Annotated in this window: 20 protein-coding genes and 1 pseudogene; 14 read left to right on the forward strand and 7 right to left on the reverse strand. The window is 71.7% G+C overall.

The annotated features are described in order from the left end of the window. Positions 1-132 precede the first annotated feature (132 nt). The 3 genes from JIX56_RS22810 to JIX56_RS22820 all read left to right on the forward strand — a co-directional run bounded on the left by JIX56_RS22810 (position 133) and on the right by JIX56_RS22820 (position 5106). Positions 133-2151 carry an Ig-like domain repeat protein gene (locus tag JIX56_RS22810; protein ID WP_443031861.1) on the forward strand — a complete coding sequence of 673 codons (2019 nt, stop codon included), beginning with the start codon at positions 133-135 and terminating at the stop codon, positions 2149-2151. Positions 2152-2386: 235 nt separating this feature from the next. Then, complete coding sequence (locus JIX56_RS22815; RefSeq protein ID WP_257543060.1) at positions 2387-3133, forward strand: response regulator transcription factor; 747 nt, start codon at positions 2387-2389, stop codon at positions 3131-3133. A 557-nt stretch (positions 3134-3690) separates the two neighbouring features. Continuing rightward, positions 3691-5106, forward strand: coding sequence for a sensor histidine kinase (locus tag JIX56_RS22820; protein ID WP_257543061.1), 1416 nt, complete (start codon positions 3691-3693; stop codon positions 5104-5106). A 240-nt stretch (positions 5107-5346) separates the two neighbouring features. Here JIX56_RS22820 and JIX56_RS22825 read toward each other — a convergent pair whose 3' ends face one another. After that, positions 5347-6735, reverse strand: a complete 1389-nt coding sequence (locus JIX56_RS22825; RefSeq protein WP_257543062.1) for a hypothetical protein — start codon at positions 6733-6735, stop codon at positions 5347-5349. Positions 6736-6886: 151 nt separating this feature from the next. After that, positions 6887-8119 carry a PP2C family protein-serine/threonine phosphatase gene (locus JIX56_RS22830; RefSeq protein ID WP_257543063.1) on the reverse strand — a complete coding sequence of 411 codons (1233 nt, stop codon included), beginning with the start codon at positions 8117-8119 and terminating at the stop codon, positions 6887-6889. A 246-nt stretch (positions 8120-8365) separates the two neighbouring features. Between JIX56_RS22830 and JIX56_RS22835 the strand changes: the two genes are divergently transcribed. Both JIX56_RS22835 and JIX56_RS22840 read left to right on the forward strand, forming a co-directional pair. Next, complete coding sequence (locus tag JIX56_RS22835) at positions 8366-8899, forward strand: hypothetical protein (RefSeq protein ID WP_257543064.1); 534 nt, start codon at positions 8366-8368, stop codon at positions 8897-8899. A gap of 175 nt (positions 8900-9074) precedes the next feature. Beyond that, positions 9075-10004 carry a hypothetical protein gene (locus JIX56_RS22840; RefSeq protein ID WP_257543065.1) on the forward strand — a complete coding sequence of 310 codons (930 nt, stop codon included), beginning with the start codon at positions 9075-9077 and terminating at the stop codon, positions 10002-10004. Here the strand turns inward: JIX56_RS22840 and JIX56_RS22845 are convergent. Then, a complete protein-coding gene (locus JIX56_RS22845; protein WP_257543066.1) occupies positions 9919-11568 on the reverse strand; it encodes an aminotransferase-like domain-containing protein in 1650 nt (549 codons plus the stop codon). The genes JIX56_RS22840 and JIX56_RS22845 overlap by 86 nt on opposite strands. 83 nt (positions 11569-11651) lie before the next feature. Here JIX56_RS22845 and JIX56_RS22850 point away from each other — a divergent pair, with 83 nt between their 5' ends. The 4 genes and pseudogenes from JIX56_RS22850 (at position 11652) to JIX56_RS22865 (ending at position 14869) form a co-directional block, all read left to right on the forward strand. After that, entirely contained in the window at positions 11652-12443 is a 792-nt protein-coding gene (locus tag JIX56_RS22850) for an alpha/beta fold hydrolase (RefSeq protein WP_257543067.1), read from the forward strand. A 117-nt stretch (positions 12444-12560) separates the two neighbouring features. Continuing rightward, positions 12561-13031 carry a DUF7144 family membrane protein gene (locus tag JIX56_RS22855; RefSeq protein ID WP_257543068.1) on the forward strand — a complete coding sequence of 157 codons (471 nt, stop codon included), beginning with the start codon at positions 12561-12563 and terminating at the stop codon, positions 13029-13031. A gap of 667 nt (positions 13032-13698) precedes the next feature. Continuing rightward, a pseudogene (locus JIX56_RS22860) lies at positions 13699-14289 on the forward strand (ice-binding family protein); the annotation flags it as partial. 67 nt (positions 14290-14356) lie between these two features. After that, positions 14357-14869: a hypothetical protein gene (locus JIX56_RS22865; protein ID WP_257551564.1), complete on the forward strand. Its 513-nt coding sequence runs from the start codon at positions 14357-14359 to the stop codon at positions 14867-14869. A 511-nt stretch (positions 14870-15380) separates the two neighbouring features. Here the strand turns inward: JIX56_RS22865 and JIX56_RS48075 are convergent. The 3 genes from JIX56_RS48075 to JIX56_RS22875 are packed head-to-tail and all read right to left on the reverse strand — an operon-like array spanning position 15381 to position 16083. After that, a complete protein-coding gene (locus JIX56_RS48075) occupies positions 15381-15602 on the reverse strand; it encodes a DUF7848 domain-containing protein (RefSeq protein ID WP_443031862.1) in 222 nt (73 codons plus the stop codon). After that, entirely contained in the window at positions 15599-15901 is a 303-nt protein-coding gene (locus tag JIX56_RS22870; RefSeq protein ID WP_257543069.1) for a hypothetical protein, read from the reverse strand. The genes JIX56_RS48075 and JIX56_RS22870 overlap by 4 nt, the downstream gene beginning before the upstream one ends. Continuing rightward, positions 15898-16083 (reverse strand): hypothetical protein, encoded by a 186-nt coding sequence (locus JIX56_RS22875; protein WP_257543070.1) that lies wholly within the window; start codon positions 16081-16083, stop codon positions 15898-15900. The genes JIX56_RS22870 and JIX56_RS22875 overlap by 4 nt, the downstream gene beginning before the upstream one ends. 37 nt (positions 16084-16120) lie before the next feature. Between JIX56_RS22875 and JIX56_RS22880 the strand changes: the two genes are divergently transcribed. The 4 genes from JIX56_RS22880 (at position 16121) to JIX56_RS22895 (ending at position 19843) form a co-directional block, all read left to right on the forward strand. Then, a complete protein-coding gene (locus tag JIX56_RS22880) occupies positions 16121-16387 on the forward strand; it encodes a hypothetical protein (RefSeq protein ID WP_257543071.1) in 267 nt (88 codons plus the stop codon). A gap of 41 nt (positions 16388-16428) precedes the next feature. Further along, positions 16429-17448, forward strand: coding sequence for an endonuclease/exonuclease/phosphatase family protein (locus JIX56_RS22885; protein WP_443031863.1), 1020 nt, complete (start codon positions 16429-16431; stop codon positions 17446-17448). Between the two features lie 46 nt (positions 17449-17494). After that, entirely contained in the window at positions 17495-19456 is a 1962-nt protein-coding gene (locus JIX56_RS22890) for an FUSC family protein (RefSeq protein WP_257543072.1), read from the forward strand. Positions 19457-19627: 171 nt separating this feature from the next. Then, positions 19628-19843 (forward strand): hypothetical protein, encoded by a 216-nt coding sequence (locus JIX56_RS22895; RefSeq protein WP_257543073.1) that lies wholly within the window; start codon positions 19628-19630, stop codon positions 19841-19843. A gap of 93 nt (positions 19844-19936) precedes the next feature. On the opposite strand, the gene JIX56_RS22900 is transcribed toward JIX56_RS22895, so the two are convergent. After that, positions 19937-21997 carry a PhoX family protein gene (locus JIX56_RS22900; protein WP_257543074.1) on the reverse strand — a complete coding sequence of 687 codons (2061 nt, stop codon included), beginning with the start codon at positions 21995-21997 and terminating at the stop codon, positions 19937-19939. Between the two features lie 243 nt (positions 21998-22240). Between JIX56_RS22900 and JIX56_RS22905 the strand changes: the two genes are divergently transcribed. Beyond that, positions 22241-24217: a VWA domain-containing protein gene (locus tag JIX56_RS22905; protein ID WP_257543075.1), complete on the forward strand. Its 1977-nt coding sequence runs from the start codon at positions 22241-22243 to the stop codon at positions 24215-24217. Positions 24218-24236 lie beyond the last annotated feature (19 nt).

Raw genomic sequence — 24236 nt, forward strand, 5'->3', positions numbered from 1 at the left:
GCCACACGCGCCCCACACGGTCCCCCCACCCGGTCCACGGATCAGGCACGTCCTCGGTCCCGCGCCGGCGGCCGTATGCGACGGCGTCTCTTTCGCTGTCCCTTCGTTTTCCTTCCGGGGGTTCGAAACACCGTGCGCAGACACATACGTACGCTTCCGGCCGGCACCGCGCTGGCCGTTCTCTTCAGCTCGGCCGCGCTCGCGGTCGGGACGGCCGCGCCCGCCGTGGCCGACACCAGTACGCCCCTGCCGGTGCAGTCGTCCGGCGACATCGTCGTGGACGGTGTCCACCAGCGGGTCTTCGTCTCCGACCCGACCGGCGGCCAGGTCGTCGCGACCGACTACGCGGGCACGGTCCTCGGCACCGTGCCCTCCCTGCCCGGCGCCAAGGGCCTAGAGCTGTCCCCCGATTCCGGCACGCTCTACGCGGCCGTGCCGGGCGACGACGCCATCGTGGCCATCGACACGGCGACGGTGGCCGAAACCAAGCGCTACCCGACCGGCGAGGGCACCGACCCGCAGTACCCGGCGTGGGCGGGCGGCAAGCTGTGGTTCGGCTACGGCGCCGCCGCCCAGGGCAACATCGGCTCGCTGGACCTCTCCGGCACCGACCCCGTGCTCACGCTCGGCCAGGACCGCGGCTGGTACGCGGCCCCGACCCTGACCTCCACCCCCGGTGCCCCGGGCACCCTGGCGGCGGGCATCGAGGGCATGAGCCCGATCACCGTGGCCGTCTACGACGTGTCGTCCGGTACGGCGACGAAGACGGCGAGCGGCCCCAACACCAGCGAGTACGTGGCGAGCAACCTGAGCGACCTCGCCCTCACCCCCGACGGCTCCCACCTCGTGGTGGCCAGCGGCGCCCCGTACTTCCACCAGGTGTACAAGACCTCGGACCTGACGCCGGACGGCAAGTACCCGACCGACGCGTACCCGAACGCCGTGGAGATCGCCCCCGACGGCACGGTCGCCGCGGGCATCAACGGCATGTACGAGCCGGACGTGTGGGTCTACGAGCCGGGCGCCGCCACGGCCGCCCACATCTACGACTTCACGAACACGGCCGACGGCACCGGCGCGGGCACGCTCGTGTCCGGCGGCCTCGCCTTCACGCCGGACGAGTCGCACCTGTTCGCGGTCGTCGCCACCAGCACGGGCGGCTACGCGCTGCGCGACCTGAACGACCAGGTCCCGCCGCCGGCCCCCACGCCGGCCCCGACGACGTTGACGGTGAACGCTCCCGCCACGGCCACCCGCGCCAAGGAGCTGACGGTCACCGGCAAGCTGACCTCGGACGCGGCCTTCGCCTCCGGGACCACCCTCACGGTCACCCGTACCGACCTGGAGTCCGCGGCGGGCAAGGCGCTCGCCCCCGCCACGGTCGCCGCGGACGGCACGTACTCCTTCAAGGACACCCCGCCAGCCGGTGGTTCGGTGAAGTACACCGTCTCCTACGCGGGCGACGCCACGCACGAGGCGGCCTCCGCGTCCGACACGGTCCAGGTCTCCCGTGCCACGCCCACGCTGACGCTCAACAAGAACGGCAACGTGTACGCGTACAGCGCGGACGTGACGTTCACCGCGCACCTCGGCACGACCTACAACAACCGCAAGGTCGAGATCTGGGCCGACCCCTACGGCTCCGACAAGCCGAACAAGCTGGTGAAGTCCGGCACGGTCAACTCCTCGGGCAACCTGTCCGTCACCCTCGACCTGACCCGCGACACCAAGCTCACGGCCAAGTTCGCGGGCGACGCGCGCTACGCGCCGAAGACGGCGGAGAGCCGCGTCTACACCAAGGTGAGGGTGTCGACGACGCCGAGCCGCCACTACAAGACCAACTACGCCTGGAACCAGACGTACTACTACTTCCGGAAGTCCGTGGACCCGCTGTTCACGACCTCGATGTCGATGTACCCGGGCCGCGACTACCGCGTACAGGTCCAGGGGTACTACGACGGCGCCTGGCGGACCACGGGCACGGAGTACTTCCCGCTGGAGGCCGACGGCAGGGCGGCGGTCGAGCTGACGGGCACGCCGGCCACGGGTGTCCGCTTCCGGATCCGGTCGTCGTACATCGACACGACGTCCGGTGACAACGTGAACACCACGACGCACGGCTCCTGGAAGTACTTCATCTTCACCAGCTGAGCCAGCGGGTTTCCTGTCGGGTTACTGGTTCGGGTGCTCTGTTCAGGTTCTCCCTTCGAGGGCGCGCCTCGGTCAACGACCGGGCGCGCCTTCGTCGTTCACGCGGGGAACGCAGGGAACGCGGGATTCCGATTCATCTCGAAAGCGTTCTCCCTTACCTGCGGGTACATGTGACGATACGAACCTGCCGGAACTTGAGACCTCAAACGAGGTCACGGTCGCAAAGGAACAGGACATGACCACCCCTGTGCCCTCGGTTCAGTCAGCAGCGACACCCCTCCCACCAGCGACATCGGCGTCCACGGGACGGCTGCTCGTCGTGGACGACGAGGAGGGCATCCGTTCCATGCTCACCATGGCGCTGGAATTCCTCGGCTACCAGGTGAGCGCCGCGGCCACCGGCCGTCAGGCCCTGCAGGCCGTCACCCGGCACGATCCCGATCTGATCCTCCTCGACGTCAACCTCCCCGACCTCAGCGGCTTCGAGGTCTGCCGGACGTTGCGGGACCGGGGCAACGACGTGCCGGTGCTGTTCCTCACGGGGCTCGGTGGCGTCGACGACCGGGTGCGCGGGCTGGACATGGGCGGGGACGACTTCGTCACCAAGCCGTTCGAGTTGAAGGAGGTCGCCGCCCGGGTGCGTGCGCTGTTGCGCCGGGCCGGTGGCGCCGGCCCCACGGGTGACCGCAACCGGCTGCGCGCCGGCGCGGTCCAGCTCGACGCCGACGCCCACCAGGTCTGGGCCGCCGGCCGCCCCGTCGACCTCACCACCACCGAGTTCGCCCTGCTCCGCTACCTCATGGAGAACCCCGGCCGCGTCCTCTCCCGGGGCCAGATCCAGGAACGCGTCTGGAACCACCGCGACGAGGGGTCCGGCGTCGTCGACACGTACATCTACTACCTGCGCCGCAAACTGGGCGAACCGGGGCAATCCCTCATACGGACGGTGCGGGGGGTCGGCTATCAGCTGTGCGCGAACTGAGCGCTGCGGAGGAAGGCTTGTCGGCGACGGAACGGGTGGTGGACGGCCCCCCGCGCTCGCCGTCGAACGCCGGACTGGCTGGAGAGGATCGGGGGAGTTCAGCGGGGGTTCGGGGCGGAGCGCCCCTGGCGGGGTTCGGGGGCGAAGCCCCGTGGCGGAGGTCCAGGGCGAAGCCCCGTGGCGGAGGTCCAGGGCGAAGCCCCGTGGCGGGGTTCGGGGGCGGAGCCTCGTGGCGGGGTTCGGGGGCGGAGCCTCGTGGCGGAGGTCCAGGGCGAAGCCCGTGGCGGAGGTCCAGGGCGAAGCCCGTGGCGGAGGTCCAGGGCGAAGCCCCGTGGCGGAGGCCGAGGGCGGAGGCCGGGGCGGAGGCCAGAGCGAAGCCCGTGGCGGAGGCCGGGGTGCAGCACCCAGACGGAGGTCCGGAGGGCGCAGCACCCTGACGGAGGTCCGGGGCGGAGCCCCGTGGCAGTGCGGGGTTGAAGGGGCGCAGCCCCTGGGGGAGGGACGGGTAAGGGCGGCGGGGGCGAAGGAAAACTGGGCGACATGGACGGGCCGGGCGGATGAGCGGATTCAGCGGGCTGGGCGGAAACATCAGGGCGGCCGGACTGCTCGCACCGAGCGACACACACTCCCGGCCCCACCCCGGCCCTCACCCCCTCCCTCCCGTCGAGCAACCGATCCGCCCCCACCACACCGGCCGACGCACCGTCGGCTTCTGGCTGATCGCCACCCTCACCACCCTGGGCGCGGTCGCCGCCCTCTCCGCCCACACCCTCGCCCACCACCTCACCACCCGCACCGACCAGGAGATAGCGCGGCTCAGCGCCCTCGGCCCCACCCCGCCCAGCACCCCCACCCCGAAGGCCAACGCCGACGCCAACGTCAACACCGACACCGACACCGACACCGACACCGACACCGACACCAACGCCAACGCCAACACTCTGATCCTCGTCCTCGACGCCAAGGGCAACGTCGTGGAACGCCACCCGGGCTCCGACAACCTCCCCGAGTTCCCCACCCTCACACCCGCCCGGCTGACGGCGTACGCGGCCCGCGCGAACCCCTCGGCGTTCGGCGAGAACTACCGCGCGAAGGTGGTGCGCGCCCCCGGGGCCGGCCGGAACGGCGAACGCGGCTACCTCGTCACGGCCGTCTCGACGGCCGACGACCGGCAGGCGGTCGAACGCCTGCTCCAGACCGAGACGGCCGCCGCGCTCCCCCTCCTCGCGACCGTCCTGATCGGCGCCCGCCGCCTCGGCCGCCGCGAGGTCAAAGAACGTGAGGACGGCGAGCGCCGGCTGCGCGAGTTCATGGCGTCCGCCGGACACGAACTGCGCAACCCGCTGACCACGATCTCCGGCTACGCCGAACTCGCCCGGGTCGGCGACCCCGCGTACGAACCCATGCGGCAGGAGGCGCTCGGCCGCATCGCCACCGAGGTCGGCCGGATGAGCACGCTCATCGACGAACTCGTGTTGCTGACCCGCCTGGACCTAGGCCAGCCCCTCCAGCTCACCTGCGTGGACCTGGCCCAGCTGTGCCGCGACGCGGCCTCCGCCGCCCGCGACTGCCACCCCGACCACCCCGTACGGCTGCTCCTCGCCCCCGGCGACCACACGGTCACCGGCGACCCGCTGCGGCTCCACCAACTGGTCGCCAACCTGCTGGCCAACGCCCGCGTCCACACCCCGCCGGGCACCACGACCACACTCGGCCTCGGCACGGAGGACGGTTACCGGGTCATCGAGGTCCTGGACGACGGCCCCGGAATCCCGGGCGAACTCCGTGCCCGGCTCTTCGACCCCTTCGTACGCGGCGAGGAGACGCGGGCCGCCGGCAGCGGGCTCGGCCTCAGCATCGTCACGGCGATCGCGGCGGCCCACGGCGGCATGGTCACGCTGGAACCGTCCCACCCGCCCCACCCGTCCCACCGGGGTGCGTGGTTCAGAGTCCGTATCCCAGCCCCGTCATAACCGGCGGGTGGTGGCGGTGGGTGGATTTTGCCGGTGGTTGGGGAGTTTCTGATCATTCTCCGATCAGGCTCCGATCCGTTCCGGAAGTACGCCCGCTTAAGTGATCATCGTGCGGTGTCCGCGCCGTGTGCTGACGGTGTGGCCCCGTACAACTCCCCTCCGAGGTCGGCCCGGCATTCGCCCTGATCGACGGCTCATCGATCTACGACGAACGGAACGACGGCTCATCGACCGGCTCGGCTAACCGGGTACGTGCTGGGCCGACCTCAACTCCGCGCTCCGCTGCTCCAGTTCGGCCAGATGCTGCCGTACGTGCTCCAGCGCCCCGGCCCGCCGCCCCGGTACGCGTCCGCGCAACTCCGCCAGCGCGACACCCAGTTCACGGGCCCGCCCGGCGTCCGCGACCAGCCCCCACTGATGGTGCGCCCGGTCGACCGCCGCCTCGACCACAGGGTCCCGCGCCGGCTGCCCCGCCGCGAGCCGCGCTTCCGCGACCCCCATCCAGGCCTCACAACTGCGCGCCGCGTCCCCCGCGAACATCGCCAGATCCGCCCGCACCTCCCGCCAGTGCAACACCGCCTCCGACCCGGCCCCGAACTCCCGCAAGGCCCCCTGCTCGCACCGATCCGCAAGCTCAGCGGCCTCGGCATGCCGCCCGGCTTCGACGGCGGCGGTGATGGCGGTATGGGGGTCGACAATCGCAGCGGCCCCGGCCGAGCCGTCCGCCACTGCCCTGGTCAGGCCTTTCCCCACCAGCCCGGACGGGTCCTCCCTCACCAGCCCGGACGGGTCCTCCCTCACCAGCCCGGACGGGTTCTCCCTCACCGGCGCGGGCAAGCCGTTCTCCCCCGGCCCGGCCGCACCGTTCTCAGCCCGTCCGGCGTTTGAGGACGAGCCCGGAGGGCGATGGTGGGGGTCTGGGGGCGCAGCCCCCAGGGGACGGGACTGGGTAGGGGCGGCGGGGGCGAAACCTCCCCGGGGGCCACCCCCACCCGGCACGGTCGCATCCCACGCCAGCACCAGATCCCCGTAACCCCCCGTCCGCGCCAGCACCTGCTCGTGCAGCACCCCCGCCTCCGGCCGCTGCCCACTGCGCAGTATCGTCGCCAGCGCCTTCATGTACCCCGGCACGGCCACCCCCCGCCGCACCCCCGTGACGGGCGGCGCGATCCGCCCGTACACACTCACCCCCGGCCCGACCACGAGCGGCCGCCCCGCCAACTCCCGCCACACCTCCGCGTCGGCGTGCAGATCCACGAACAACGTCGTGGATCCGGGCGTACGCAGCCGCAGTTCCTCCACGATCCAGTGCCAGGGGAAGGCCGTGTAGCGCACGGTCGCCGGCGTCGTACGCGCCAGCGCCAGATGCACCAGCCGCTGCTTGCGGTCGAGCTGGAGCTGCCCGGCGAGGTACACGGTCAGCGGCCCGGGCGCGGTGGCCGCCGCGCGCAGCCGGGTGAGGACGGCCTGCGGTTCCAGCGGATCGGCCAGCTCGACCACGTTCGCCGTACCCGTGCCGGACAGCACCTCGGGCGTCACGGCCGCCAGTACGGGAAGCACGGAGGCCGCGTCCACGAGGCACCCCTTGCCCATGGGCGAGGCCGCGAGCAGCAGCACTGTTCCGGGCATCGTTCCCTCCCCATCGTTCCCCGTCGATCACGTACGCCAGCCAGCACGGTAACCGCTGCGCGTGCAAACGGGGAAAGGAGCGGGAAAGGACCGCCCACATCGGGCCCTCTCACCCGCCCCTCTCCCCCCTCTCCCCCCTCGCCCCTCCCTCTCACCCCACCGCTCCCCCGCCACCGGCACCCGTCCGCATCGGCTCCGACGCCCGCCGTACCGCGAAGATCGTCGTGTCGTCGTCGAGGCCGCCGCCGGTGTGGGCGAGAACACCGTCGCGGACGAGGCGGACGAGGGACTCGGGGTCGGTGGCGCACGGTCCGTCGGCGAGGGCCCGGGTGAGGTACGCGCGGAGGGGGAAGAAGGCCCCGTCGCCGTCGCGGGCCTCCGTCACCCCGTCGGTGACGAGGAGGAGCGTCTCGTCGGCGGCGACCCGCACCGTGGTCGTCCGGGGCGCCTGCGGCGCCAACTCGCTGAGCCCCAACGGCAGTCCGTCCCTGAGCGGCAGGGGCCGTACTCCGCCGGGGGAGACCAGGAGCGGGGGTTCGTGGCCGAAGTTGACGACGTCCACGGTGAGCGCGCTGCCGAGCCCGGTGAGGTCGGGACCCCAGTCGGTGCGCTCGCTGCGCAGCTCGGGGAAGTCGAGCAGCACGGCGGTCGCGAAGCGTTCGGCGTCGTCGCGGCCGACGTGCGCGGCGTAGCGCAGGTGGCGGACCATCCGCGTCTCCAGCCGCTCGGCCACGGTGGCCGGTGCGGGCTCGTAGTAGGCGGCCTCGCGGAACGTGCCGAGCAGCACGGACGCCGCCTCCACCGCCGTGAGCCCCTTGCCCTGGACGTCGCCGATGACGACGCGCGTGCCGTGCGGGCTCGGCTGGATGTCGTAGAAGTCGCCGCCGACGCGGGCCTCGCTGTCGGCGGCGAGGTAGATCTCCGCGTGGTCGAGGCCGCCGACGTCCGGCGGCAGCTGGCGCAGCAGGATACGGCGGGTGGTGTCGACGACGGCCCGCATGTGCAGCATCCGCTCCTGCCCGCGCAGCCGTACCGCGCAGGCCAGCACGGACAGGATCCCGCCCAGGGCGACGAGGATGAAGTCGGGGAGCCCGGTGCGGTCCTGGTGCGACCAGGAGTTGTCGCCGACGACGTACGTGAACATCGCGAGCCCCGCGAACACCGCCGTCGTCCGCACACCACAGACCGCGGCGGCCGTGCCCGGCGCCAGCACCAGCCACGAGATGACCCGGAAGTCGCCGCCGGTCACCCAGTCGAGCACCGGCACGGTGAGCAGCACGACCAGCGGCGGTAGCCAGGCGATGTTCCGCCCGCGGACCCGCAGCACCTGCTGCCGCTCGACGGGGTCCGTCTCCCGAGGCACCCGCGGCATCGGCATCCGCATGCCCCACAGCGAAGCACGCCGGCACGGGCCCCGCATCCCGACCGGCCCGCATCCCGACCGGCCCGCATCCCGACCGGCCCGCGTCCCGACCGGCTACGGCCGACCTCGCGCCCCGACTTGCCAGGGGCCCCTCCCCAGGTGTGCCCTGGTAGTCGGGGCGGAGAGTGACGGGGGAGGGAAGAGACGACGGAGGAGGGAAGAGACGGGGGAGGGAAGAGGCGGGGAATGGAAGAGAGGAGTGCTCCGATGGTTCAAGCGGCACCCACTCCGGGCCGGCCGGGGGTTCCGGACAGGCCCACGGCCCCGGGCACACGGCCCGAACCGGCCACCCCCCATGTCTTCGGCGAGCGCGCCCACACGCTCACGAAGAGGGTCCTGCCCGTGGTCCTCGGCCTCGTCTACGGCTACTGGGCCGCGGCCATGAACCGCGACGGCGGCCCCATCACCGGCTGGAACCTCCTCTTCGGCTTCGGGACCGCGTTCGTGTTCGCGGCGCTCTGCCTCGCCGTGGCGACCGTGGCCCCCCGCCTGCGCCGCGAACCGTACGCCCTCCTCTGGGCCACCTTCGCGGGCTGCGCCTTCGGCTTCCTCTACAACCAGGCGCCCCAGCACACCGTGCTGCGCTCCACACTCATGTCGCTCGGCATCGCGGCGGCGGTGTTCGCGGTGACCTTCTACCACTACTACGCGCACGAGGACGAGGAGGGCCACCCGCTGGGGTCCGGGGTGGGACCGCGCCCCCCGACGCCCCAGGAGATCAGTCCCCCGCGCCCCCGCTGACCAGCCCTCCTCCCCTCCTAGGCATGTCCCCCTCCTCCCCTTCCAGGCATGTCCCCCTCCTCCCCCTCCCAGGCATGTACATGTACTCCCCGTTCGGATTGTCCTGTGATGCCATTCGCAGTCACATCGGGCGTGAGCACTCGCGTGGGGGCGGGCGGGGGACTTGCCTGGAGGGGTGTCCCCTCGTGCCCGCGGCACCCTGTCGGCCGTGCTGACCGTGCTCGCCTGCCTGCTCACGCCGGTGGGCGCGCTGGCCGCGTGGGCGACGTACGAGATCGCGGACCGGACGCGGTACGAGGCGGTCATGGCGCCGCTGGCCGTCGACCCGGACGTGCGGGAGGCGCTCGCGGACGCGGTCGCCACCGGGATCCTGCGCGAGATCCGGGTGGGGCCGCCGCTGCGGGAGCGGGTACGGGACTTCACGCACGACGCGGCGCGCTCCTTCACACAGACGGAGGCGTTCCGCACGGCGTGGCACACGGCGAACCGGGCGGCGCACGACGCGGTGCTGACGGCGGTGCGCGAGGAGGGCCCGTACGACCGGGGCGCGGGCGGTGGCGAGGGGCGTCCGGTGACGCTGGACCTCGCGCCCGTCGGCGAACGCGTCAAGCGTCAACTCGTCCGCGACCATGTGCCGTTCGCCCATCGCATCCCGGTCGCGCACACCGAGGTCGAGGTGCTGTCGGCCGCGGAACTGGTTCAGCTTCGGAAGGGGTATCGCGTGCTCGAAGTCGCCGCGTTCTGGCTCCCGGTCGGCGCGCTCGCGCTGGCCGCCGGTGGCATCCTCGTCGCTACGCAGCGCCGCCGGGCCGTCTGCGCGACGGGGCTCGGCACCGCTCTCGGCGGCGCCCTCCTCGGCGTCGCCGTCGCCCTGGGCCGCCACCTGACCCTCGCCGACCTGCCCCCGGGCGTCTCCCCCGCGGCCGCCGGCGCCGTCTACGACGCCCTCACCGCCACCCTCCGCACGGTGACCTGGGGACTCCTGGGCATCGGCGCCACCGTCGCCGCGGCCGCCTGGCTCACGTCCCGCCTCGCGCGACGTCCCCCAGCACCCGCAACGCCCCCGCCAACTCCGACAGAGAAACCGAACCAAGCCCAAGCCTGACGCAGTCGGCGGCGGAGGCGGCGACCGTGGGCCCGGCGGCGGAGACGGCGGCCCCGGGCCCGGCAGCGGACGCGACGCCCCCAGGCCCGGCAGCGGACGCGGCGGCCCCGGGCCGCCCCAGCACCCCGGGCCGCCCCAGCTGCCCTGGCTCCCCTAGCTGCGGGCAATCGTGCCGATGGGGCGGCACGGGTGGGCGCAGCGGCACCCTGTCAGCGCCGGTAAGCGTGCCCGCCCCCCGCCCAGCCCCCACCCCCGGCACACTGAACGCAGACCCCGGAGTCACCGCCACCCCCCGCTCCGCCGCCGCCGCACAGAACGTGTCGGCGCGCCACGGTTCCGGCAGCTCCCACCACACGTAGTACGCCCGCGCATCCCCCCGCACCGCGAACCCCGCGAGATGCTCGGCGACCAGCCGCTGCCGCGCCGCCGCATCCGCCCGCTTCGCCTCGACCAGCCGCCCGACCGTCCCGTCCCCGATCCACCGCACCCCCGCCTCCAGGGCGAACCGCCCCGCCGCCCAGCCCCCCGAACGCAACGCCGCCGCCACCCCCTCGACCCGCCCCTCCGGCACCACCAGAAACCCGACCGTCAGCCCCGGCGCCACCCGCTTGGACAGCCCGTCGACAACGAACACCCGCTCCGGCGCGTACGCGGCCAACGGCGGCGGCACCCGCCCACCAAAATCCCCACCCGCATCTCCCCCCGTATCCCCGCCCGTATCCCCGCCCGTATCCCCGCCCGCATCCCCGCCCGCATCCCCGCCCGCCAGGAACGCCCAGACCCGGTCCTCGATCACCGGCAGATCCAACTCCCGCACCACACCCGCGAGTTCAGCCCGCCGCACCCCACCCATCGTCACGGACGTCGGATTGTGCAACGTCGGCTGCACATACACCGCCGACAAGGGCGCCGCCCGATGCGCCGCCACCACGGCCTCCGGCCGCACCCCCTCCCCGTCCGTCGCGAGCGGCACCAACGTCACCCCCAACCGCCCGGCGATCTCCTTGACCAGCGGATACGTGAGGGACTCGACCCCGACCCGCCCCCCGGGCCGTACGAGATGGGCGAGGGCCGCGGCGATGGCCTGGCGGGCGTTCCCGGTGAAGAGGAACCGCTCCGGAGCCGGCCGCCAGCCCCCCGTGGCGAGCAGCCCGGCCGCGGCCTCGCGCGCGGCGGCCGTACCGGTCGCGGGAGCCGTCCGCAGCGCGTCCGCCAGCACATCGGGCCGCAGCAACGGCGCGATCCCGGCGGCCAGCAGCTCCGACTGCCCCGGCACGGCAGGGTAGTTGAGCTCCAGATTCACGGGCGCCGACGTGGCCGGCTCCGCCAACGCCCACCCCGCCGACACCGGCGGCGCGGCCCGTACGAACGTCCCGCGCCCGACCTCCCCCACCACCAGCCCACGCCGCACCAGCTCCGCGTACACCCGCCCGGCGGTCGACCCGGCGATCCCCCGCCGCCGCGCGAACACCCGCTGCGGCGGCAGCCGGTCCCCCGGCTTCAGCCGCCCGGCGGCGATGTCGTCCGCGACGCGATCGGCGATACGCCGATAGTCAGCAGCCACGCCCCCTCCGCCCCCTCCCCACATTGCACCGAGGGCAAAGATCTTATTGCACCGAGGAGTTGAGCAACCCTAGGGTCGACCCCATGACCGCCACCTTCCTCGCATACGAGGACAAAGGGAAAGCAGACTCCTCGCCGTCCCTCCCCCTCCCCCTCGTCCTCATCCACGGCCACCCCTTCGACCGCACGATGTGGCACCCCCAGATCACGGCATTCGCGACCTCCCGCCGCGTCATCGCCCCCGACCTGCGCGGCTACGGCGAGTCCCCGGTCGTCCCGGGCATCACGCCCCTCTCGACGTTCGCCGAGGACATAGCGACGCTCCTGGACGACCTCGGCGTCACCGACTTCGCCCTGGCCGGCCTCTCCATGGGCGGCCAGATAGCCATGGAGTGCTACCGCCAGTTCCCGCACCGCGTACGCGCCCTCATCCTGGCCGACACCTTCCCGGCCGCCGAGACTCCGGAGGGCAAGCGGACCCGGAACACCATGGCCGACCGCCTGCTGCACGAGGGCATGACGGGCTACGCCGACGAGGTGCTGTACAAAATGGTCGCGCCGTACGCGAATGCCGAGGTCGCGGCCCACGTACACCGCATGATGACGGCCACCGACCCCGAGGGCGCCGCGGCGGCCCTGCGCGGCCGCGCCGAACGCCCCGACTACCGCGACCTCCTCATCACGGTCACCGTCCCCACCCTGGTCATCGTCGGCGCGGACGACGAGTACACCCCCGTCACCGACGCCGAAGCCATGCACGCGGCCCTCCCCGACTCCACCCTCCAGGTCATCCCCGACGCGGCCCACCTCCCGAACCTCGAACGCCCGGCCGAGTTCAACAAGGCCCTGGCGGACTTCCTGTCAAGCCTCGACTGACATCACCGCCGTCACCCATTCGGCCCACGCCAGATGCACCCCTCCCCACGCGGAGCGACCCTGCGGATGAGCTGTCCCCCCATTCAATGACGCTCAATGACGCTCGAGGAGGCCCGCATGGCACAGCACAGCACCGCCCCACGCGAGAACCCCCAGTCCGACCAGACCATCCCGACACCGACACCCTCCTACGCGAAGCACTCCGGCTCGGCCTGGGCTCTCGGCGGCACGGTCTTCGCCGGTGTCCTCATGATGGTCGGCGGCATCATGGGCATCCTCAACGGCATCGCCGGCATCGCCACGGACGACGTGTACACGCCCATCGGCGACTACGTCTTCGAGTTCAGCCTTACCACCTGGGGCTGGATCCACCTGACCCTCGGCATCATCGTCACCCTCACCGGCTACAGCATCCTCCAGGGCAAGGACTGGGCCCGAGGCCTGGGCATAGCCTTCGCCTCCCTCTTCGCCATCGAGTACTTCATGTTCCTCCCGTACGCCCCCGTCTGGTCCGTCATCGCCATCGCCGTCGCCGTCTTCGTGATGTGGTCCCTGGCGACGTCCCACGACGGCGACCGCACGACATAGACACCCGACTGGGGCGCCCCCTCCAGTCGGGCCCGCGCCCCACGGCGGGGTGACTGCCGGATACGGAGAACGGCCCCGGCGACGTCCGCCGACGAGCGACGGGCAGCGCGACCGGTTGAGGAACCCCCATGGTTCAGATGCCTGTGGGCCATACGGCGTGCGCGCGCTGTCTGTGAGGAATCCTCTCCGATCCGTCCGGCGCCGCACGCCGTCGCCGTGCCCGCAGGGTTCGGGTTGTGAGCCATCCGTGCGGCTTCCTCGCCGCCCGCGACACGAGCGTCGGACCAGACTCCACGGTTTCAGGAGCGTCGCGAGAGTCGTGAAGAAGCTTCGCCTCCGTGACAGTCGACTCTGGAAAATCGCATTTTTGGTGGCGTTTCCCGGTCGCCCGTCCGGAGTAAAGCAGTCAGTGCCATTCGGCCCATTGAGTATTTTTAAGTATTTCACGATTGGTTGGTCAATTCCAGCGAAGGCTCTTGAGGCGACCGTAAATCGATCCATTCCTCGAATAAGGTGCCGCCGTCAGAACCGCCGAACTAGGCACCGCCCTCTCACAGGAGTTGGCCCCTCGATGACACTGAATATTTTTGGTGCGCCACGACGGCGCACCATGTCGCTTTGGATCGCGGCGCTAGTAACCGCGCTGATCGCCGCTGCCGCAATCGCGATGTCACCGACACGCGCAGCAGCCGTTGCCACGCCTGTGCCTCTGGGTACGGCAGGGAATTTCGGAGTACTGGCTGGTACGACAGTCACCAACACCGGCCCAACGGCGGTCGAGCGTAGCGTCGGAGTGAGTCCGGGTTCGGGGGCGGGTCCGCACGTCGTGGGGTTCCCGCCCGGCGCGGTGCTGCCGCCCGGAACCATCCACAATGGCGGCGACGTTGCTCTCCAGGCACAGAACGATCTGACCACGGCGTACAACCAGGCCGCCGGGCAGGCAGCGGATGTCACGTACACCGGAGATCCCGTTGAGCTCGGTGGCCAGACGCTGGTGCCGGGCGTCTACAAGGTGCCCGTCAGCGCCCAGATCACCGGCACCCTCACCCTGAACGGCCAGGGAAACTCCAATTCCGTCTGGGTGTTCCAGGTCGGTTCGACGCTGACGACGGCGTCGGCCAGCCGGGTGGTTTTCACCAATGGCGCCAACCCGTGCAATGTGTACTGGCAGATCGGCAGCTCGGCCACTCTCGGTACCAATTCCACGTTCGTGGGCAACATCATGGCCTTGGCCTCGATCAGTGCCACCACGGGGACGACCGTTAATGGCCGGCTACTGGCCCGCAACGGCGCCGTGACGCTGGACTCCAACACGATCTTCCAGGGTGAGTGCAGCGCCGTCCCTACGACGCCTCCGGCCACCACCCCTCCGGCTACGACGCCTCCCGCCACCACCCCTCCGGCCACCACCCCCCCGGCCACCACCCCTCCGGCTACGACGCCTCCCGCCACCACCCCTCCGGCCACCACCCCCCGGCCACCACCCCTCCGGCCACCACCCCTCCGGCTACGACGCCTCCCGCCACGACGCCTCCCGCCACCACCCCTCCGGCTACGACGCCTCCGGCCACCACCCCCCCGGCCACGACGCCTCCCGCCACCACCCCTCCGGCCACCACCCCCCGGCCACCACCCCTCCGGCTACGACGCCTCCCGCCACCACCCCTCCGGCCACCACCCCTCCGGGCGACGGCGGCAAGAAGCACGATGAGCACGGTCACCACGACGGCGGCAACAAGCACGATGAGCACGGTCACCACGACGGCGGCAACAAGCACGATGAGCACGGTCACCACGACGGCGGCAAGAAGCACGATGGGCACGACGGTCCTAGCTAGACAGACCTCCCGTCGTGCTCTGGGTGATAGCTGACCTGGCCATCGGCCTGGTAGAGCTTGCCCGACATCGGGGCATAGGGATCAACACGGCAGGTAGTGCGACTTCCGCTCGCCCTGCGGGTTCGTCAAGTCGTTGCTACTCACGCGGGCGCCCTTACCGAAAGGCGAGTGCTCAGGGTTGCCGCCCTGAGAAGCCAGTGGAACAAACGGCGCGCGGCGGATCGCCATCGATTCCGTCGCGCGCCGTAGGCGAAAACTCAGGATTGGTAGCCCCGGATCGTGCTCGCGGGTCTCTCGTCACCCATACACACCTAGCTCGGTGTCTGGCCGACGGTGGGGACAGGCAGGCGCTCCGCCCTCCGCGAGACACCTTGTAATGCGTAGGTCTGGCGCGTGACGCCACCAGCCGAGCGGCTGGTCGCTGCAACAGTTCCGTTCGTTGAGAGGACCTCATGGGCCATCCGTGGGCCAGCAGGCCGGCCGAGCGGTGCTTACGCAGCGTTCGAGCAGGTCAGGTGGGGTTTCGGCGAGGCCAGAGTGACGGTGCCGGTGCTGGGGGTTCAGGGCCGGTGTGCTTGAGCGCCCAGATTTCTACGGGTAGGCGTTCGCTGTCCGACGTGGGGGACTCTGCCCCGCAGGCCAGGCACACAGCCGAGTAGAGGACCCGTGGAGTGCCCTCGGCGGTTTCCGGTGCCAGGGTCCACTCGGCGGCCTTGATGATCGAACGGGTCACAGCCGCCTCCTGCTGCGCCGGTTCACGTCGGCCACCCTCGCGCTCAGCACGTGCGCTGCCTCGACGACATCCGCTGCGGAGACCGAGTCGCGGCAGTCCGGCGCGGACGAGGGCGCCGGCTGCCCGTCGAGGGCACGGCACAGCGCCGCGTGCAGGTGCTCGGCGTCGATCAGCGAGAGCACGAGTTCGGCGTCCGTCGCGTGTTCGCCCTTCTTGGAGAGACGCAAGGGAAGGGCGAGTTGGCCGGCATCCGTGCGGTACACGGGGCGTCTCGGAGTTCGTTCGATGGTCCAGGTCATGACGTGCCGCCGATCCGCGCGAGGCGGTACTCGCCCCAGAGTTCCCGTCCGTCCGTGCAGCCGTCCTGCGCCTTGCGCACACCCTTGCAGTGGCCGCACTTGCGCGTGTGCTCGAACCACAGGCGGTACGCGCGCAACATGGGGATCTCGGTCTGCCGTACGGCTGCCTCGACTCGTTCCAAGGGGGCCGGGTATTCGGACCTTGAGTTCGCGTTTCTCATGGAGGCCGGGCTGATCGGCGCCCGGACGGTGGTCGTGTCCACCGTCCACTCGCTGCAGGTGCTGGACGAGGACCTCCCGTCCACGGGCCACGACTTCGGAGTCGACCTGATCGTCACCCCGGACGAAGTCATCTCCTGCCCGTCGCCGCACCGCCCGGCCGGGCTGGTCTGGGAGGATCTGGACGCGGAGAAGATCGCTTCCATTCCGGTACTCGCCGCCCGAGTGGCCGCGTCGCAACCTTCGCCCCGCGTTCCCCGTCCTTGAGGGAGACACAGACAGCAAGAGCAGAACGGAAAGGCCGGCCCGTGGAGAGCGCGACGATCGAGCGGCCGGTGGTGAACGCACGGCGGAAAACGCACGGCGGCAAGAAGGCCTTCGCCGCTCTGTTCCTCCTCGGTGTCAGTGTGGTCGTCGGCTGTCGTGTCCTCGACGTCGACGCCTTCACCCCCGTCACCCAACTCCTCGCCTTCCTCCCCTGGCTCCTCGCCCCCACCGGCCTCGCCCTGCTCCTCTCCCTCTTCGCCCGCTGGTGGATCGGGCTGACCTGGGGTGTCGTGCTGCTCGGGGTGCTCGCCTGGTACATCGAGCCGTACGGGAAGACGACCGAGCCGGGCGGGACGGCGCTGGCCCAGGTGCGGGTGATGACGTCCAACGTGCAGTTCGGGTGGGGCACCGATGCCCTCGTCAAGGCCGTGCGGCGCGACCGGCCCGACATCGTCTTCGTCGAGGAGTGCGAGCTCACCTGCTCGGCCAAGCTGCGTGACACGCTCGGCGACCTGAGCGGCAAGAGTGGAAAGAGCCCGGCCTACCCCCACCGCCAGGCCGTCGAGGGCTACGGCTCCACCGGCTCCGTCATCCTCAGCCGCTACCCCCTCAAGCCCGCCGACCCGATCCCCGGCACGATGGGCATGCCCGGTGCCGTGGCCGACATCGAGGGCAACCCCGTACGGCTGCAGCTGGCGCACCCCATGCCCCCGCTGCCGGGAGAGCTGGACACCTGGCGGCGGGAGCTCGGCGCGCTGCGGGCGTACGCGGCCAAGGACACCCGGACGCCGACCATCCTCGCCGGGGACTTCAACGCCTCCCAGGACCACGCGGCCTTCCGCGCCATCCTCGACACGGGCCTGAGCGACGCCGCCCGTCTGGTCGGGCAGGACCGGAGGCCGACCTGGCCCTCCCGGACCACCCCGAGGATCGGCACCCAGATCGACCATGTCCTGGTCTCCTCCAAGGACTTCTCCGCACGCGAGGTCCGCTTCCAGGGACTGTCCGGCACCGACCACAACGCCGTCACCGTCGACGTCGTCCTGCACGGAAGAAGGTGAGACAAAGCCCCCATAAGCCGCATGTGCGCCCCGCCATAATGGGGCCATGCCCCGCCCGTTCCCCAGCAGCCTCGCCCCACCCGACTGGCTGGTGCGGAACCTCCAGCCGCAGCAGACGCCGGTCAACCGGCCCGCCGTCGCCCGCGCGGCGATCGCGCTGACGCTGCCGCTCGCGCTGGGCCTCGCCGCCGGGCGGCCCGAGTACGGGGCGCTCGCCTCCATGGGCGCCCTCTCGGGCGTCATCAGCGACACGGCGGACGCGTACCGGATGCGGCTGCTCAAGATCGCGATCCCGCAGCTGTTCAGCGCCGTGGGCATCACGCTCGGTTCACTGGTGTACGGCCAGGGCTGGGTCACCGTCGCCGCGCTCACCGGGGTCGCGCTCGTCTCCGGGATGATCTCGTCGATCGGCGCCGTGGCCTCCGTGTCGGGACTGCTGCTGCTCCTCAACTCGGTGGTGGGCGCGGGCCTCCCGATGCCCGGGGCGTGGTGGCTGGCCCCGCTGCTGATGAGCGGTGGCGGCCTCCTCGTCCTCGCGCAGGCCCTTCTCGCCTGGCCGCTCAGGGCGGGCGTACCGGAACGGGCCGCCGTCGCGGACACGTACCGCAAGGTCGCGGACCTCCTCGCGACCACGACCACGGACGACCTGGCCGGGCACACCGACGCGTACGACGCCGCCCGGCACCTCGTCACCCAGTCCCTCGACCAGTCCTACGACCTCGTCCTCGCCCGCCGCGCCCGCCACCACGGCCGCAGTCCCGAACTGGTGCGGCTGCTGGCCCAGTTGAACGCGATCACCCCGCTGGTGGAGGCCGCCCCGGCGGTACGGCTGTCCGGTCGGCCGCTGCCCGCCGAGATCCCCACGGCCGTACGCCACCTCGCGGAGGCCGTCGAGACGGGGTACTCGGGGCCGCTGGGACTGCGGCTGCCCGAGCCCGCGAGTGCGATCGGGCGGGCGGTCGACCAGGCGCTGCGGCACGCCGCCGACGTCGTCACCGAGAAGTCGCCGGACGCGCTGAAGAAGGCCGGCGACCGGGCCGGCCGCCCCGCCCCGCTGGGCGTACGCGCCGTCCGGGTCGCCCGGAACGTCGCCCTCTCCGACGCCTCCTGGCGCTACGGCCTGCGCCTCGCCCTGTGCATCGGCATCGCCCAGGCCCTGGTGTCGCTGGTGGCCGTGCCGCGCTCGTACTGGGTGGCGCTGACCATCACGTTCGTCCTGAAGCCGGACTTCGGGTCGGTGTTCTCCCGGGCGCTGCTGCGGGCGCTCGGCACGGTCGTGGGTCTGGTGGTGGCCGCCGGGATCCTCTCGCAGGTGCCGCGCGGCTGGTGGGACGTGCCGGTGATGCTGGTCCTCGCGCCGCTCATCCCGGTGTTCACACCCCGGGGCTACGGCTATCAGACCGCCGCCATCACCCCGGTGATCCTGCTCCTCTCCGACACCCTCAACCACCAGGGCACCGGCCTGCTCGTCCCCCGTCTCGTCGACTCCCTCATCGGCTGCGCGATCGCCCTCGTCGCCGGCTATCTGCTCTGGCCGGAGAGCTGGCACGCGCGCGTCGGCGACCGGCTCGCGAACGCCGTCGCCGACACGGCCGCGTACGTCGAACGCGCCTTCGGTGAGGTCCCCGCGGACCCCGCCGGGCGGGCCCGGATGCGCCGCCGTCTCTACCGGGACCTCTCCGCCATCCGTACGGAGTTCCAGCGGGCCCTCACCGAACCGCCGCCCATCGGCCGGCGCGCCGCCGCCTGGTGGCCGCTGGTCGTGGCGGTGGAGCGGATCGTCGACGCGACGACGGCCGGGCGGGTCCGGATCAAGCAGGGAGCGGAGCCGCCGTCCGCCGCCGAGGTCGACCAAGTCGCCCTGCAGCTGAGGGAGTTGGCGGAGGGGCTGCGGAAGACGCACGTACTGTACGAGGTCCGGTCCGATCTGAGCGGGCCGCCGGGGAGCGTGCTGGAGCCGCTGCGGCAGGAGGTGGCGGCGGCCCGGACGATCACGTCACCGCACTGACACCGGCATCTGTACTGGCATCTGTACTGGCATCAGCATCTGTGAGGTCAACTCGACGCAGGGCGCTGAATCGTTACGTCATCCCCGCACGAGTGACTGAGGGCGCATTCGCAGGCGAAAAGGCGCAATGATCAATCCTGTTCAACCGCCCTACCTATAAGGGGATTTTTCATGCGTCGCACCGCGACCGTCCTGCTCGGAACCCTCGCCCTCGCCGGCACCATGGCCCCGGCCGCCAACGCCATCCCGGACCCGGTCGGGACCGTCACCTGTGTCACCGAGACCCCGGCCGGCGTGACGGAGCTCGTCGACCCGGCCGCGCTCCTCGACCCGGCGGGCCTCCTGGACCCGACCGCCCTCCCGGGCGTGAGCTGCCTGGCCCCCTGAGCCCAGCCTCAGCGCACACACACGCGGGCCGCCCTCCCCGACAGGAGGACGGCCCGCGTTCACATGTGTACGTACGTCACTTACCTACGCGGATCAGACGCCGATGTCGCAGCCGTCCGCGCGCCACACCGCGACGACCGCCGGGCGGACGTACTTGCCGGCTCCGTCGGGCCAGGCGCTCTTCGGGTTCTCGACGGTGGCTCCGTCGAGCTCGCCCGGGTGCTGGACGGCGACCAGGACGCGACGGTCCTGGACGATCGGGCCGCAGGTCTCGGCGCCGCTCGGAACCGTCAGGAACTGCTTCAGCTCACCACGCCGCTCACCGCGCGTGGCGACACCGAACAGACCGTCGTGCGAGCCGAGCTGGGCACCGTCGGTGGAGATCCACAGGTTGCCGTACGGGTCGAAGGCGACGTTGTCCGGGCAGGAGATCGGGCTGACGTCGTCCTTCGGGAAGCCCGCGAAGTAGGTCGCCGGGTCCTCGGGGTCGCCCGCGACGAGGAAGAGCAGCCAGCCGAACTTGGTGCTCTCGGGCCGGTTGCGGTGCTCGGTGAGTTCGAGGACCTGGCCGTGCTTGTTGGCGTTGCGCGGGTTGGCCTCGTCGGCGGGCGCGAAGCCGGTCTTGCCGCGGTTGGTGTTGTTGGTGAGGGCGACGTAGACCTTGCCGGTGACCGGGTTGGGCTCGATGTCCTCGGGGCGGTCCATCTTCGTGGCGCCGACCTTGTCACCGGCGAGCCGGGTGAAGACGAAGACCTCGTCGGCCGTCATGCCGTCCACGTGCGAGACGGCACCCTTGGCGGTGGCGGTGGCCAGCGGGATCCACTCGCCGGCGCCGTCGAACTCACCGTCGGCCGGCAGCTTGCCCGTGCCGTCGATCTCGATCGCCGGGGAGTCGCCGGTGAGCTTGGCGACGTAGAGCGTGCCCTCGTCGAGCAGGGAGAGGTTGTGCTCGCGTACGGCCCGCGAGCTGCCCCTCTTCATCCGCTTGCTGCTGACGAACTTGTAGAAGTAGTCGAAGCGCTCGTCGTCACCGGAGTAGATGACGGGGCGGCCGTCGTGGGTGAGGCGGACGGTCGCACCCTCGTGCTTGAAGCGGCCGAGGGCGGTGTGCTTGCGGGGCGTGGACGACGGGTCGTACGGGTCGAGCTCGACGACGTACCCGAAGCGGTGCACCTCGTTCGGCTCCTGGGCGACGTCGAACCGCTTGTCGAACCGCTCCCACTTGCGCTCGGTGGCGCCGGTGCCGATGCCGTACCGCTTGTCGGTGGCCCGGCTGCTGTTGGCGAAGTACTGGTTGAAGTTCTCCTCGCCGTGGAGGGTCGTGCCCCACGGGGTCGTACCGCCGGCGCAGTTGTTGAGGGTGCCGAGCACCTTCGTGCCGGTCGGGTCGGCGGAGGTCTTGAGGAGGTCCGAGCCGGCGGCGGGGCCGGTCAGGCGGAACTCGGTGGTGGCGGTGACGCGCCGGTTGAGGTGGTGGCGGGGCACGGCGGTGAGCTTGCCGGTGCGCCGGTCCTCCTCCACGACCACGGCGGCCAGGCCGTGGGCCGCCCAGGCGACCTCGACCTGGTTGCGGGTCGGGTTGGCGGCGTCGTAGCCGCGGAACATCAGGATCTCGTCGGTGTACTCGTGGTTCGCGACGAGGAGCTGGCGGCCGCGCTCACCGGGGATCGGGAGCAGGGCGAGGAAGTCGCAGTTGTAGCCGAACTGGCCGGCCTGGGCCTTGCCCGTCTGGTTCTCCGGGTCGAAGGCGGGGGCGCCGCGCAGGATGGGCTCGCCCCACCGGATGACGACGTTCTGCTTGTAGCCCTCGGGGACGGTCACGGCGTCGGTGGTGTTGGGCGCGACGGCGGTGAACCGGAGGCCACGGGCGGCCTTGCCCTTGCCCTTGGACGTGGTGGCGGTCTCGGTCGTGGCCGCGGCGGCCGGCACGGCGGTGCCGAGGGCGGTCGCCCCGGCCGCGGTGGCCACGGAGACGACGGCGGCGGCTCTCATCACCGAGCGGCGGCTCAGCGCGCTCGCGATGACATCACCCACGTATTCGTTGGTGCTGGTGTTCGGCACCTCGTGGAAGCAGGCGTCACCACAACGGAACCGACAGGTCAGGGCGGAACGGCCGCCGGGGTGCGAGGCGATCATGGGCAGCAGCTTGCGCACGTTGCGCTCCTCTTATGTGCCTTTGGTGTGAGCGCGACGTTAGGGGGGCGCGCGTTCGAGAACGGAGCCGGAAGGTGAACAGGGGGTGAACCTGCGGCCGTTCAGGCGGTGTTGACAGCGCGGGGTGGTGGAGATAGTGAAACACCCCGCCCCACCCCAAGATCACCAATCCTGGCCGCTAACCTTACGTGTCCGTCCTGGCCAGGGATTGACGGGCTTCAACTCACCCGAAGGGTTGCGCACATGGGCATTCTCTCTCTCCTGCGGAATGCGTTCAGCCGCTCACACAAGGGGCGCGACACGGTTCCTTCGCAGGAGGCGGAGCGGGTTTCCTCCACGGAGGCCGCAGCCGCCTCCGCGACGGAGGCCGAGTCGGCTCCCCAGCGGGAGCCCGAGCGGGCTTCCCTGCGGGAGGCCGAGCCGAAGGTTCCGGCCCCGTCGGCCGAGCCGACCTCCACCACCGCCGCTGCCGAGCCTGCGGCGCCCACGCCGACCCCCTCCGTCGTCGACGAACTCGTCTCCGCGGCCTTCGACAACGTGACGGTGCCGAAGCCGCGGGCCGAGGAGAGCGCCGAGAGGACGAGAGAGGCTGAGCCGAGGGCAGCGGCGGAGCAGAAGGCTGAGGCGGCGGTAGAGCCGAAGGCTGAGGCGGCGGTAGAGCCGAAGGCTGAGGCGAAGCCAGACGCTGAGGTCGAGCCGAAGGCTGAGGCTGAGGCGAAGCCGACGGTGGATCCGGAGGCTGAGGCTGAGGCTGCGACCGAGCTGACGGCTGAGGCTGAGGTGGAGGGGGAGACGAAGGCGGAGACGCCGGTCGTCGAGTCCACGCCGGTGGTCCAGCCGGAGCCTGTCGTTGAAGCCGAGCCAGTCCTGTCCGCCGAGGTGGAGCCGGCGGCGGAGAACGAGCTCACGGCTGAGGCTGAGGCTGAGGTAGAGCCGAAGGCTGAGGCTGTGGCCAAGGTGGAGTCGGAGGCAGTCGCCGAAGACGAGGCCGAGCCTGCGGCGTCGAAGAGCGAGGTGGGGGCGGAGTCGGAGGCCGCCGCCGAGTCTGTGGCGCCGGTGGCCGAGTCGGAGCCGGAAGCGGACGCTGAGACGGTGACGCCGGGCGCCGAGGCGGAGCCTGCGGCCGAGGCGGAGCCTGCGGTCGAGGCCGAGTCGCAGGTCGAGCCGGAGCCGGTGGCTGTGCGGGAACCGGAAGCCGCGACGGAGCCTGAGGCCACCCCGGAGCCGGAGGCCGTGAACGCGCCGGAGCCCGAGGCCGTCGTCGAACCGGAGCCCGAGCCGGAAGCGGCGAAGGAGCCGGAAACCACGCCGGAGCCCGAGACCGCCCCGGAGCCCGAGGCCACCCCGGAGCCGGAGCCCGAGCCGGTGGCTGCCTCCGAGCCCCAGGCCACCCCGGAGCCGGAGCCCGAAGCCGCCCCTGAGCCCCAGGCCACCCCCGAACCCCTGGCGGCCGCCGTGGACGCCACCCCCGAGCCCGCGCTCGGCGGCGGTGAGGGCGCCCCGCAGGAGGTACCCGCGGTCGACGACGAAAGTCGCACGGGTGGTGCGGGTGGGAAGACGGAGACGGCCGAGGGCGGAGCCGAGGTGCCGGCGAGCCTGCGCACCGCGTACACCGCCGCACAGGCCGTACTCGAGAAGCGGGACCTCACCGACGCCCGCGCCAAGGTGTACCTCGTGCTGGACCGGTCCGCCTCGATGCGGGGCTACTACAAGGACGGCTCGGCACAGGCCCTCGGTGAGCAGACCCTCGCCCTCGCCGCCCACCTCGACCCCGAGTCCCCCACCGTCCCCGTCGTCTTCTTCTCCACCGAGCTCGACGGCACCGGCGAGCTCACCCTCGACTCGTACGAGAACAAGGTCGACGACCTGCACGGCGGACTCGGCCGTATGGGCCGTACGAGCTACCACGTGGCCGTCGAGGAGGTCCTCGCCCAGCACCGGAAGGCAGCCGACCCCGGCGCCCCCGCCCTCGTCGTCTTCCAGACCGACGGCGCCCCGGACGCCAAGACCCCGGCGAACCAGGCGCTCGCGGACGCCGCCAAGAACCACCCGGCCGTCCACTTCGCGTTCGTCGCGTTCGGTGACCCGGAGAACAAGGCGTTCGACTACCTCCGCAAGCTGAAGACGGACAACACGTCCCACTTCCTGGCCGGCGACACCCCGCGCGAGCTGACGGACGCCGAGGTCTACGAGGGCATCCTGGCCGCCTGGCGCCCTTAGTCACCAGGTGTCGGACGGG

This window comes from Streptomyces sp. CA-210063 (assembly GCF_024612015.1).
Lineage (GTDB): Bacteria > Actinomycetota > Actinomycetes > Streptomycetales > Streptomycetaceae > Streptomyces.

Bases quoted from the DNA above. Each gene is read 5' to 3' on its own strand.
- JIX56_RS22815 (WP_257543060.1), top strand. From the start codon at position 2,387: ATGACCACCCCTGTGCCCTCGGTTCAGTCAGCAGCGACACCCCTCCCA.
- JIX56_RS22820 (WP_257543061.1), top strand. From the start codon at position 3,691: ATGAGCGGATTCAGCGGGCTGGGCGGAAACATCAGGGCGGCCGGACTG.
- JIX56_RS22825 (WP_257543062.1), bottom strand. From the start codon at position 6,735: ATGCCCGGAACAGTGCTGCTGCTCGCGGCCTCGCCCATGGGCAAGGGG.
- JIX56_RS22830 (WP_257543063.1), bottom strand. From the start codon at position 8,119: ATGCGGATGCCGATGCCGCGGGTGCCTCGGGAGACGGACCCCGTCGAG.
- JIX56_RS22835 (WP_257543064.1), top strand. From the start codon at position 8,366: ATGGTTCAAGCGGCACCCACTCCGGGCCGGCCGGGGGTTCCGGACAGG.
- JIX56_RS22850 (WP_257543067.1), top strand. From the start codon at position 11,652: ATGACCGCCACCTTCCTCGCATACGAGGACAAAGGGAAAGCAGACTCC.
- JIX56_RS22855 (WP_257543068.1), top strand. From the start codon at position 12,561: ATGGCACAGCACAGCACCGCCCCACGCGAGAACCCCCAGTCCGACCAG.
- JIX56_RS22870 (WP_257543069.1), bottom strand. From the start codon at position 15,901: ATGACCTGGACCATCGAACGAACTCCGAGACGCCCCGTGTACCGCACG.
- JIX56_RS22880 (WP_257543071.1), top strand. From the start codon at position 16,121: ATGGAGGCCGGGCTGATCGGCGCCCGGACGGTGGTCGTGTCCACCGTC.
- JIX56_RS22890 (WP_257543072.1), top strand. From the start codon at position 17,495: ATGCCCCGCCCGTTCCCCAGCAGCCTCGCCCCACCCGACTGGCTGGTG.
- JIX56_RS22895 (WP_257543073.1), top strand. From the start codon at position 19,628: ATGCGTCGCACCGCGACCGTCCTGCTCGGAACCCTCGCCCTCGCCGGC.
- JIX56_RS22905 (WP_257543075.1), top strand. From the start codon at position 22,241: ATGGGCATTCTCTCTCTCCTGCGGAATGCGTTCAGCCGCTCACACAAG.